The 11,663-nt window shown below is 64.0% G+C and carries 8 protein-coding genes; 2 read left to right on the top strand and 6 right to left on the bottom strand.

Annotated elements, in window-relative coordinates; all coding sequences use genetic code 11:
- The first annotated feature begins 69 nt into the window (after positions 1 to 69).
- Both BM019_RS10665 and BM019_RS10660 read left to right on the top strand, forming a co-directional pair.
- Positions 70 to 3,348: a sensor domain-containing protein gene (locus BM019_RS10665; protein ID WP_092418212.1), complete on the top strand. Its 3,279-nt coding sequence runs from the start codon at positions 70 to 72 to the stop codon at positions 3,346 to 3,348.
- A gap of 106 nt (positions 3,349 to 3,454) precedes the next feature.
- Positions 3,455 to 5,146: a molecular chaperone HscC gene (locus tag BM019_RS10660; protein WP_092418211.1), complete on the top strand. Its 1,692-nt coding sequence runs from the start codon at positions 3,455 to 3,457 to the stop codon at positions 5,144 to 5,146.
- On the opposite strand, the gene BM019_RS10655 is transcribed toward BM019_RS10660, so the two are convergent.
- From BM019_RS10655 to BM019_RS10630, 6 genes are all read right to left on the bottom strand, one after another.
- Complete coding sequence (locus tag BM019_RS10655; protein WP_092418210.1) at positions 5,143 to 7,827, bottom strand: DUF805 domain-containing protein; 2,685 nt, start codon at positions 7,825 to 7,827, stop codon at positions 5,143 to 5,145. The two genes, BM019_RS10660 and BM019_RS10655, sit on opposite strands and share 4 nt — an antisense overlap.
- Entirely contained in the window at positions 7,824 to 8,522 is a 699-nt protein-coding gene (locus BM019_RS10650; RefSeq protein ID WP_092418209.1) for a DUF1266 domain-containing protein, read from the bottom strand. The genes BM019_RS10655 and BM019_RS10650 overlap by 4 nt, the downstream gene beginning before the upstream one ends.
- Before the next feature lie 184 nt (positions 8,523 to 8,706).
- Positions 8,707 to 9,153 (bottom strand): Hsp20 family protein, encoded by a 447-nt coding sequence (locus BM019_RS10645; RefSeq protein WP_009043021.1) that lies wholly within the window; start codon positions 9,151 to 9,153, stop codon positions 8,707 to 8,709.
- 121 nt (positions 9,154 to 9,274) lie between these two features.
- Positions 9,275 to 10,234: a tRNA dihydrouridine synthase gene (locus BM019_RS10640; protein ID WP_092418208.1), complete on the bottom strand. Its 960-nt coding sequence runs from the start codon at positions 10,232 to 10,234 to the stop codon at positions 9,275 to 9,277.
- A 100-nt stretch (positions 10,235 to 10,334) separates the two neighbouring features.
- Positions 10,335 to 10,772 (bottom strand): acyl-CoA thioesterase, encoded by a 438-nt coding sequence (locus tag BM019_RS10635; RefSeq protein ID WP_009043019.1) that lies wholly within the window; start codon positions 10,770 to 10,772, stop codon positions 10,335 to 10,337.
- Between the two features lie 48 nt (positions 10,773 to 10,820).
- Positions 10,821 to 11,654, bottom strand: coding sequence for an alpha/beta fold hydrolase (locus BM019_RS10630; protein WP_009043018.1), 834 nt, complete (start codon positions 11,652 to 11,654; stop codon positions 10,821 to 10,823).
- Positions 11,655 to 11,663 lie beyond the last annotated feature (9 nt).

Here is an 11,663-nt window from a genome sequence, read left to right as displayed (position 1 = left end):
GACTTATGCCACCTCTTTGCTTGCCTGAACCTGCGCCTAACGCTCTTTTCAGCCCAAGGCCCGCTGCTCATGCCAAAACCCGCTGACCGTCTACCGCCCATGCCGCGCGTTCACGCGCTCGACCCGAAACAGTCGGAGCAAAGCTGGGAGAGCGCCCCGCAGTTGCTTGCCGCACTCAATGGCGCACGGCTGGGCGCCTGGTACTGGGACATCGAAAGCGGGCAAATCAGCTGGTCGCGGGGCACCCAGGCGCTGTTTGGCTTCGATCCGCGCCAGCCGCTGCCCAAAGACCTGGAATACCTCGACCTGCTGCCCGAGGAAGACCGCGCCAAAACCATTCGCGCCTTCCATTCGGTGCTGGCCGGCGCGCCGCTGGAACAGGCGATGCATCACCGCATCCGCTGGCCCGACGGCAGCCTGCACTGGCTGGAAATCAATGGCAGCGTGCTGCCGGACAAACATGGCAAGCCCCGAATGATCGGGGTGATTCGCGAAATCACCCACCAACGCCAGCGGGAACAAGCCCTCAGCAGTTCGGAAAAACGCTTTGCCACGCTGTTTCACCTGTGCCCGAACATGGTGCTGCTGACCCGCCAGGAAGATGGCCTGATCAGCGAAGCCAACCAGTACTTCGAAAGCCTTTTCGGCTGGCCGGTGCAGCACGTCATCGGCCGCACCACCCTCGAACTGGGCCTGTGGGTCGACCCGGAACAACGCGCGCAAATGGTCAAGGCGGTACAAAAGCGCGGCCAGGCCGCCACCCTCGAGGTGCAACTGCGCGCCAGCAACGGGCAGATTCACGACGGCATTCTCAGTGCCCAGAAAGTCGAGCTGGAAGGCCAGGCCTACCTGCTCAGCACCTTTCTCGACACCAGCGAACGCAAGCTCGCCGAACAGGCCCTCAAGGACAGCCAGGAGCGCCTCGACCTGGCGCTGGACTCGGCCCAGCTCGGCACCTGGGACTGGCACATTCCCAGCGGCATGCTCTACGGCTCGGCCCGCGCCGCACAGTTGCACGGCCTGGAGCCGATGCCGTTCCATGAGTCCTTCGATGCGTTTTTCGAGGGCGTGCCCGACGAAGAGCGCGACAGCATGCGCGATGCCTACCGCAGCCTGCGCGAAGGCCCGGCCGGCAATTATCAGCTGACCTACCGCGTACAACTGGCCGATGGCTCGTCACGCTTTCTGGAAAGCCGCGCCCGCCTCTACCGCGATGAGCAGGGCCATCCGCTGCGCATGGCCGGGACCTTGCTGGACATTACCGAACAGGTCGAGCGCGAGCAGCGCCTGGTGACGTCCGAGGAGAAGTTCGCCAGCCTGTTCCAGGTCAGCCCGGACCCAATCTGCGTCACGCTCCAGGAAACCGGGCAGCTCATCGAGATCAACTCCAGCTTCACCCAGACTTTCGGCTGGACCGCCGACGAGGTGCTCAACCGCAGCGCCGACGAAATCGGTCTGTGGGACGACTCCGCCCAGCGCCTGCAACGGGTCGAACAGGTTATCCGCGAACAGGCGCTGAACAACGTCGCGGTGGTGGTCCGGCACAAGGACGGGCAACCCCTGACCTGCATCATTTCCAGCCGACAGATCACCGTCGACAAACAGCCGTGCATTGTCACCACGCTGCGCGACATCACCCAGCAACAACGCTCCGAGGCCGCGCTCAAGGCCAGCGAAGAGAAGTTCGCCAAGGCGTTCCACTCCAGCCCCGACGCCATCACCATCACCGAACGCGACACCGGGCGTTACCTGGAGGTCAACGACGGCTTCTGCCGGCTGACCGGTTACCGCGCCGAAGAAGTGATCGGCCGCACCGTGTATCAGGTCGGTATCTGGGCCGAGGAAAAACAGCGCTCGATCCTGCTCGCCGAGCTGCAGCTCAAAGGTCGGGTCAATCACCTGGAAATGCTCGGCCGCAACAAGCGTGGCGATATCCTGACAGTCGAGGTCTCGATCGAACCCATTACCCTCAATGAAACCCCCTGCCTGCTGCTCACCGCGCGGGACGTCAGCCTGCTGAAAAACGCCCAGGCGCAGATTCGCCACCTGGCCTACCACGACCCGCTGACCAACCTGCCCAACCGCGCACTGTTGATGGACCGCCTGAGCCAGCAGATCGCCCTGCTCAAGCGCCACAACCTGCGCGGCGCCCTGCTGTTTCTCGACCTGGACCATTTCAAGCACATCAACGATTCCCTCGGCCATCCGGTGGGCGACACCGTGCTGAAGATCGTCACCGCGCGGCTCGAAGCCAGCGTGCGCATGGAAGACACCGTGGCACGCCTGGGCGGCGACGAGTTCGTGGTCCTGCTCAGCGGCCTGGAAGGCAGCCGCAGCGAAGTCAGCGAGCAGGTGCGTGAACTGGCCGATACCCTGCGCGAGCTGCTGTCCGAACCGATGTTCCTCGACGGCCAGCGCCTGCAGGTGACCCCGAGCATCGGCGTGGCGCTGATTCCCGATCACGGCTCGACCCCCACCGACCTGCTCAAGCGCGCCGACATCGCGCTGTACCGGGCCAAGGACTCCGGGCGCAACACCACCCAGATGTTCCACAACACCATGCAGAAAGCCGCCAGCGAGCGCATGCGCATGGAAACCGACCTGCGCCTGGCGCTGTCCCGGGGCGAGTTCAGCCTGCACTTCCAGCCCCAGGTCGATGCCCGCGACAACCGCATCGTCGGCGCCGAGGCCCTGGTGCGCTGGCACCACCCCGAACTGGGGGCGCAATCGCCCACCGAGTTCATCAAGGTCCTGGAAGACAGCGGCCTGATCCTCGAGGTCGGCACCTGGATTCTCGACGAAGCCTGCCAGGCCTTCAGCCAACTGATCGCCGAAGGCCTGGTGGACCCGCTCGACTTCAGCCTGTGCGTGAACATCAGCCCACGACAGTTCCGCCAGAACGACTTCGTCGAGCGTATAGAGAACAGCCTGAGCCATTACCAGCTGCCGCCTTCGCTGCTGAAGCTGGAGATCACCGAAGGCATCGTGATCCAGAACCTGGAAGACACCATCGGCAAGATGCGTCGCCTGAAAAAACTCGGTGTGAGTTTCGCCATGGACGACTTCGGCACCGGTTATTCGTCGCTGACCTACCTCAAGCGCTTGCCGGTGGATGCGCTGAAGATCGATCAGTCCTTCGTCCGCGATGCGACCCACGACCCCAACGACGCGGAGATCGTGCGCGCCATCGTCGCCATGGCTCGCAGCCTGGACCTGAAGGTGATCGCCGAAGGCGTGGAAACCGCGGAGCAGCTCGAGTTCCTGCAAGGCCTGGGCTGCCATTTGTATCAGGGTTACCTGCACAGCCGACCGCTGCCGCTGGAGGGTTTGAAAGCCCTGCTGGTCTGAGCGGGCGACATGCAATCGCCGGCCTGACAGATCAACGGGGCAGCAATTGCCAGTGTTTGGCACAACCTGTAGGGTCGCGTTTTTTGTGACGCCCACGAGATCGATCATGCAGGATGCAACCCTCCCCCGCCCGGCCCTGCTGGGCATTGACCTTGGCACCACCAACAGCCTGATCGCCGTCTGGCAGGACGGCCGCGCCCAGTTGATCCCCAACGCCCTCGGCGATGTCCTGACCCCGTCGGTGGTCAGCCTCGATGAAGACGACAGCATCCTGGTGGGCAAGGCCGCGCGGGCCCGCCTGACAACCCACCCGGAACGCACGGTCGCGGCCTTCAAGCGCTTCATGGGCAGCGACAAGCGCCTCGAACTGGGCGGCCGGCCGTTCAGCCCGGAAGAACTCTCGGCACTGGTGATCGGCTCGCTCAAACAGGATGCCGAAGCCTTTCTCGGCCATCCGGTGCAGGAAGCAGTGATTTCGGTGCCCGCCTACTTCAGCGACGAACAACGCAAGCGCACGCTGTTCGCCGCCGAACTGGCGGGCCTGACGGTGTCGCGGCTGATCAACGAGCCGACCGCGGCCGCCATGGCCTACGGGCTGCACGAACAGAAGTTCGAACGCACGCTGATCTTCGACCTGGGCGGCGGCACCTTCGACGTCACGGTGCTGGAATACGCGCTGCCGCTGATTGAGGTGCATGCCTCCACCGGCGACAACTTCCTGGGCGGCGAGGACTTTACCGAGGCCTTGTTGCAGGCCTGCCTCAAGGACTGGCAACTCACCCCGGCGCAGATCGACGCCCAGGGCATGGCCAGCCTGGGCGACGCCCTGGAGCAGCTCAAGTGCACACTCGCCGAAGGCACTCAGTCACTGAGCTGGCGCCATGGGGACACCTCGTATGAATGGACCCTGGACGAAGCGCTGGCACTGAAAATCTGGGAGCCGCTGCTGGCCCGCTTGCGCGCGCCCATCGAACAGGCCCTGCGCGATGCCCGTCTCAAGCCTCGCGACCTCGACAGCCTGGTGCTGGTGGGTGGCGCCACCCGGATGCCGGCAGTGCAGCAGATGGTCGCCACCCTGTTCGGCCGCCTGCCTTACCGCCATCTCGACCCGGATACGATCGTCGCGCTGGGTGCCGCCACCCAGGCCGCCTGCAAGGCTCGGGACGGGGCCATCGAAGAACTGATCCTGACTGATGTCTGCCCCTACACCCTGGGGATTTCCACCCGTCGCGGCGAACAGGTCAGCGGGGCCTTTTCGCCGATCATCGAACGCAACACGGTAATCCCGACCTCACGGGTGCAGCAGTTCTACACCACGCACCCGCATCAGGCGTTTATCCGCATCGAGGTGTACCAGGGCGAGCGGCCCTGGGTACGGGACAATATTTTCATCGACGCCTTCGACGTGCCCCTGACGCCCAGCGAACAGATCCAGTCCCTGGACGTGCGCTTCAGCTATGACATCAATGGCCTGCTCGAAGTCGACGTCACCCTGCTGGCCAGCGGCGAACGCCATAGCCACAGCATCGACCGCAGCCCCACCGGGCTCGATGCGCAATCCCGGCAGGCCAGCCATGAGCGGCTGACCGCGCTGAAAATCCCCCCCCGCGAGGCCCTGCCCAACCGCACCCTGCTGGCACGCCTGGAACGGGCGTGGGCGCAAAGCCTGGGCGACGAACGCGAACAGATCGCCGACTGGCTGGGCACCTTCACCGCCGTGCTCGGCGGCCAGCAACCAGCGCAAATCGCCAGCCATCGAACCCAGCTGAACAAGGCGCTGGACCAACTGCGTCTCTAGCCGTTGAGCCGCCGTAAACAGGCCTGCAAACCACCGGGCAGCGCGTCTTCACCCGCGCTGTCCGGCGGTACGCCATAGCGGTTGGGCAGCTTGTCGCCGGGAAAGGCGAACAGGATCAGCGACAGAAATGGAAAGAACACCGACAGACCGCCCAGCACCAGCAAGGTCGGGATACCACGCCCCATGTCATGCAGGCGGCGCAGAATCACCCCGAGTAAAAACAGGCTGCCCAGCAATGACACAACGATCGCGGACAGCGACGTGCCGCTGAACAACGCGGCCAGCGGGGTGACCAGCACAGCGCCCAGCACCTGCCAGAAAAACGCCCCGCGTCCCAGCCGTGTGCCCAGACGCCAGAAAGCCGTGGCGGGCGTCGGACGGCTGTCGCCCTTGGCCAGCAGCAGACGCTCGCTCCAGGACAGCAGCGCACTGAAGGCAAACCGCAGGCCGAGTCCGTGTTCCGGATTGTCCTTGGCCCGCTGCATGCGCAGCAGCACTTTCTGCCGAGGCACACCGGCACTGCCGTAACGCACCAGTCCCTTGAGCACATCGAGGGCCAGGTAAAAGGCCTCGCTGTCGATCCCTTCGTCTTCGACCAGCGTCTGCTGTGGCGGCCGTGGCGGCTCGCCCTTGATCAAGCCGTGGCGGAAGCCGTCGAACCAGTCCTGGGGATTGGTGACTTCGGTAATCCGATCGAGCAGGTATCGACGCTGCTGCGCATCGATCACCGGGTCGTGATACAGCACACCGCTCAAGAGCATGCGCCCGAGCAAATCGTCCTCGAAGGCGTGCAGGTCGCTGCGCAGGCATGCGAACAAGCGCTCATTGCTCAACAACCGCGCACTGTCGAGCGCTTCCTGGACGCCAAGCAATTGCCGGTCGAGCAAGGCATGCAGCGGATCGTCCAATTGCAGCCAGCCGAGCAAAGCGCTCAGGTCGCCCTGTTCGCGCTGTAATTGGGCAAGCTGCGGCTGCAGCCGGCTGAGCGGATGGGACGGATTGAGCGCCAGACGCTCCAGACACCGCGAGTCGATCAATTGCCACCAGCGTTCCGGCTGCTGCAGCAAGGCCATCAGGAACAGCGTATGGGCGTACCAGTGCCAGACCGCCTCTCCCGCCCCTGGCGGCGGCAACACTACGCCATGCTGGCTCAGTTGCAGCAGCAGGTTCAGTTCCGACAAATCGCTAGCGGCATCCGTATCGTTCAATTCGAAAGACTCGGCGATACGCTCCAGGGCAGCGTGACCGTAAGGGCGCAATCGGCGCAGCCACACACGGCAGATCTTATGCGGCTCACCGGTTGTCAGCGCACCGGCCAGTTCTACCGAAGCCGCGCCCTCATCAATGAAGGCATTCATCGCCAACGGAATCGGCGCCTGGCTCAACCAGCGCAAGTGCTGCCCGGCCTGGTCCTTGAACCCGCTCAGCACCAGGCCTTCGAGGGCATCCAGTGGCTGCGGTTCGTCCAGCACCTGTTGCAACAGATCTGCTGCGCCACGGTGCAAGGCCCAGGCATGCCGGTACAGGCGCAACAACCGGGTGTCGGTGTTCTGGCCCAGCAACTGCGCCAGCAAGGGCAACTCGTCGCCGGTCATTCGCCAGTCGATAAAGGCCTGCGCCAATCCCTGCAGCTCGAGCCGGCCAACGCCGAGCCAGCGGATCAGCGTCTCGGGACGTTGTGAAGGGCTGCCGTATTCCTGAGTGACATGGGCGAGATCGGTGGACCAGCCGCTGAAGTTCTCCAGACGATCAAACGCCTGGATCAGCAGCGGCAAAAAGTCCGGCTGACGTTTGGCGCACAACGCCAGCAATTGGCTCTCGGCCTTGGGATGACGATGCTCCTGCCAAAGCCGGACCCAGCAAGGCAACGCCTGATCGTCCAGCCCCAGCAGGCTGTTCTGGCACGCCAGCAGGTAAAGCCAGTCCATATCATCCGGTGCTTCGCGCTGCTGCTCGATGCACAGCTGCAACAGCCCCTGGCCACCGATGCCGGCCTGGGTGAATTGCACCAGCAAGCGCTTGATGAAGAGCGCATCGTTCGGCAACGGCAGGCAGGTGTGTTGGCTGGCGAAGCCTTCGTACTCGTGGAGCGGTCGCCGGTCGAAGATGAAGTCGAGACTGCGCGCGTACCACAGGCTTTCGGTCTGTGCCGGTTCCGACCAATTCCCCATCAGCGCCGTATCGAATGGATCCGGGGTCTTGATCCGCTCCAGATAGTCCTCGACATGCCGGGCCTGATCGAACCCCAGCTCCAGCACCTGATGCTCCCAGCCCATGCGCTGGGCCAGCAGGCCCGCGCAACGATGGGACAGCGGTCCGGCATTGGCCGTCCGCCCGAACAACTCCCAGCGCAGGTCATCGAGCATGCCGAGCGGCAGTTGATCCAGGGTCTTGATAAAGGCTTGCCAGGCCTCAGGATTGAAGCGTCGCGCCGGATCACTCAGCAGCGCATCAAAATCGAGGATGGCCTGCGCAGGCTCAGGCTCGCTCTCCTGCGCCGCTTCAAGTTCCTGCTCCTTGTCACGCACCAGCCGCAGGGCACTCTCATAGGCCTGGCGCAGTGCCTGGAACCCTTCGGGATCGGTCTCCGGGTGATGCTCCGGCAGACGGGCACGATAGGCATTGCGAATCAGCGTTTCATCGGTGGTAGGGTCGATACCCAGCTTTATCCAGCAACTCATGACCAGTCGAACTCCTCAAGCGACGCCGGACGTTGCGGCAAATCGAGATCCAGGTGCCAGGGCAAGTCCGCCAGGCAGTCCGCCATGTTTTGCGCAAGCCCCTGGGCGATCATCAGGCTGTTGGGGTTCTCCCCCTGTCGATCCAGCTCGTAAGCCAATTCGTCGTCGCTATTGCCCAGGCAACCCCAGAACGCGCGGCCAGCCAGGAAGCCATTGAAATAGGCGAACCAGCTGCCGTAGTGGTATTGCGCCCTGACCGCCAGCCGGCCGTGCAGCCACAGGCTCTCGGCCAGATCGATCCACTGGTTGCGCACGCCGCAACGCAAGAGAAAACCCATGCGCCCGTAATCCCAGGCCAGGATCCCGCCCGGGCCGCAAGCACCAAAGGTACGGCTGGCGAACTCATGCAGGATGCGTTCACGGGGCTCGAGGGTCTCGAGCAGGGCCTGCCACTCGCTCGGCAGGCAGCGCTGCCACGCGCGATAGGCGTCGTCGAGGCGGGCGGCGTGACCGTGGTCAGTCATCTTTTCCAGCATGTCCAGCAACTGCCGTCGGTCACCGATGCCCCAACTGCCTTGCAGGTCGATGGATTCCGGGCTGGGGTAGAACGCGGGGTTGTCGTATTCGGCGCGAGGGTTGAGCGCAACCATCGGCGCAGAGAGGCTCCACAGCCAGCGCTGGTGTATCTCGTCCATGAAAAAGGCTCCAGGCCGACCGGTAAGGAGGGGGGTCGGCAAAACTGCGGCGGATTGTAGAGAAACCATCGCGGGCAGCAAAGGTGAACGATGATTCTGCCGGGCATAAAAAAGGCCCCGACAAGTCGGGGCCTTCATTTGGCGACTCAGCGCTCGATCAAGCGCCTGCATTGCTGCGCATGGATCAATGCTGCAGAGCCGCTTGCTGCGTCCCGTTGATTGGGATGCGCTTGGCTTTCGCCTCTTCCGGGATCACTCGCAGCAGGTCGATGCTCAACAGACCGTTGCTCAGGCCGGCGGCCTTGATCTCGATGTGATCGGCCAGGCGGAAGGACAGCTTGAACGCACGCTGGGCGATGCCCTGGTGCAGGAAGGTGACGCCTTCGTTCGCGTCACGCTTGCCGCCACTGATGGTCAGCACGCCCTTCTCGACTTGCAGCTCCAGGTCTTCTTCCTGGAACCCGGCGGCGGCCACGACGATGCGGTATTGGTCGTCGCCGTGCTTTTCGACGTTGTAGGGCGGATAGGTGCTGCCTGGCTCATTGCGCAGGGCGGTTTCGAACAGGTCGTTGAAACGGTCGAAACCCACCGAGGAACGGAACAGTGGCGCGAGGGAAAATGCAGTACTCATGGTTCAAATCTCCTGAAAACAATCAGCAAGTTTTTTTGTCTCCGCGACCCGAATTCGGCATCGCGTAACCCTTAGATAGGGACCGCCAATTGCATTTCAAGAGACTTTTCGCAGATTTTTTTCAGGCCGCCTCGGCCACCGGCAAGCCCAGCAAACGCGAGACTTGATCCGGCTCGGTTTCGCGACGCAGGACGGTGAACAGCGCCACCGCCTCGGGATAATTGCGGGTCAGCATCGCCAACCACTGCTTCAGGCGACCCGGCGATTGGCGAGCCGTCATCTGCGCCTTGGCTTGCAGCCAGAAGTCCTGGATCAGCGGCATCAGCTCGGCCCAGGTCATCTCGACCACCTCTTCCCCGACCCGCGCGGCGGCGATTTGCCGGGCCAGATCCGGACGCGACACCAGGCCACGGCCGAGCATGATGTCTTCCACCCCGCTGATTTCGCGGCAACGGCGCCAGTCTTCGACACTCCAGATATCGCCGTTGGCGAACACCGGCACCTTGACCACGTCCTGCACTCGCGGAATCCACTCCCAGTGCGCCGGCGGCTTGTAGCCGTCGACCTTGGTCCGTGCATGCACCACGATATGTTCCGCGCCGCCTTCGGCCAGCGCCGTGGCGCACACCAGCGAGCCATCCGGGCTGTCGAAGCCGAGGCGCATCTTGGCGGTCACCGGGATGTGCGCAGGCACGGCACGCCGCACCTGCTCGACGATCTGGTTGAGCAGTTCCGGCTCCTTGAGCAGCACCGCACCGCCACGGGATTTGTTGACGGTCTTGGCCGGACAGCCGAAGTTCAGGTCGATGACTTCGGAGCCGAGCTCACAGGCCAGGGCGGCGTTTTCCGCCAGGCATACCGGATCGGAACCCAGCAGTTGCACCCGCAGCGGCACGCCGGACGCGGTCCGGGCGCCGTTCAACAACTCGGGGCCGAACTTGTGGAAATAGGCCGGTGTGAGCAACTGGTCGTTGACCCGGATGAACTCGGTCACGCACCAGTCGATACCACCGACCCGGGTCAGCACATCCCGCAGGATGTCATCGACCAACCCTTCCATGGGCGCCAAAGCAATTTGCATGAATCACACTCAACGTAAAACGCGATAAAAAAACGTGCGGCAGTTTACTGGGTTTCGCTGGGAAGCAGGTATTTCAACGGGTGGATGGTCGCGGGCCAGCTCAGCTCGCCCCTTGCAACGCCGGCCCATAACCCTCGAGAAACTCCGCCGGCATGCGCTTGGGCTTGCCGCTGGACAGCTCGATGCAGACAAAGGTGGTCTGGGCCCGCAGTAAGGTGCTGCCGTCGCTCGGACGCACCAGCTGGAAACGCCGCGACATCTTCAGGCGCTGGTCCCAGTCGACGATCCAGGTCGCCAGCTGCAGCTCGTCGCCTTCATAGGCCGCCGCCAGGTAGTCGATCTCGTGGCGTACCACCGCCATGGCCCGATCCAGGCGGCGGTATTCGCTCAGGTCCAGGCCCAGGCGCTGGGAATGACGCCAGGCGCAACGCTCCAGCCAAGTGACGTACACCGCGTTGTTGGCGTGCCCCAAGCCGTCGATGTCTTCGGCGCCTACCTGCAGATCGATGATAAACGGCGTTGCCAGATCCCAGCCCATGCCCCACTCCCGGTCAGATTATTCGACCGGGGCAGTGTAACGGATTGCTCAGGCGGATTGGCGCGCTTGCAGGCTGCGGCCGGCCAACAGCGTCAGCACACCCTCGATCAGCCGCGGATCGGCCAATACGCGCTGATGCCCGCCTTCCTTCAGGCGCAACAAGCGACTGTCGAACCAGGCGTCGTGGATCAGTTCGGACTCCTTGACCGGGACAAAGCAATCGTCTTCGGCATGCACGATCAGCCCGGGCATATCCAGCTGGTAGTGCGCGACATCCAGGGCCGCGGCGCGCATGCCGACATCCTGCTCCACCTGGCGGATAAAGGCCGAGCGTGCCTTGGGCGGCAGGCGCACATAGCGGGCGAAGCCGCGTAACACGCCGAGTATCCGCGCCGGGGCGGCGATGCTGACCAGGGTCTCGGTACGCAAGCCCAGCTGCACCGCCAGCATGGCGCTGGCGCCACCCATGGAGTGGCCGATGACCGCGCGCAGCGGCGGCAACTCCGCGGCGGCTTCGAGCATGGCCCGGGCAAACAGCATCACATTGGCCTCGCGACCGGGAGAACGCCCGTGGGCGGGACCGTCCAGCGCCACGACGCTGTAGCCGGCGTCCACCAGCGCATCGATCAGGCTGGCGAACTGCGTGGGGCGGCCTTCCCAGCCATGCATCAGCAGCACCGCCGGCCCCTGGCCCCAGCGCAATGCCGAGAGCCCGAAGCGCAGGGTGATACGCTCCGAACGCGCCAGCAGCGGCAACTCCCAGTCACGCGGCAGCCGCTCGCGCGGCGTCATGAAGGCCAGCCGCATCTTGCTGGCGACCAGCTTCGGTGCAACCCAGCCCAAGGTGCCGTTAACGCCACGAACCCAACTTAACGTGCTCATCGCTTCTCT

It is taken from the genome of Pseudomonas sp. NFPP07, from assembly GCF_900115645.1.
Taxonomy (GTDB): Bacteria; Pseudomonadota; Gammaproteobacteria; order Pseudomonadales; family Pseudomonadaceae; genus Aquipseudomonas; species Aquipseudomonas chlororaphis.
The sequence above is the reverse complement of the archived record's forward strand: the minus strand, read 5'-3'. Positions and strand labels throughout refer to the sequence as shown.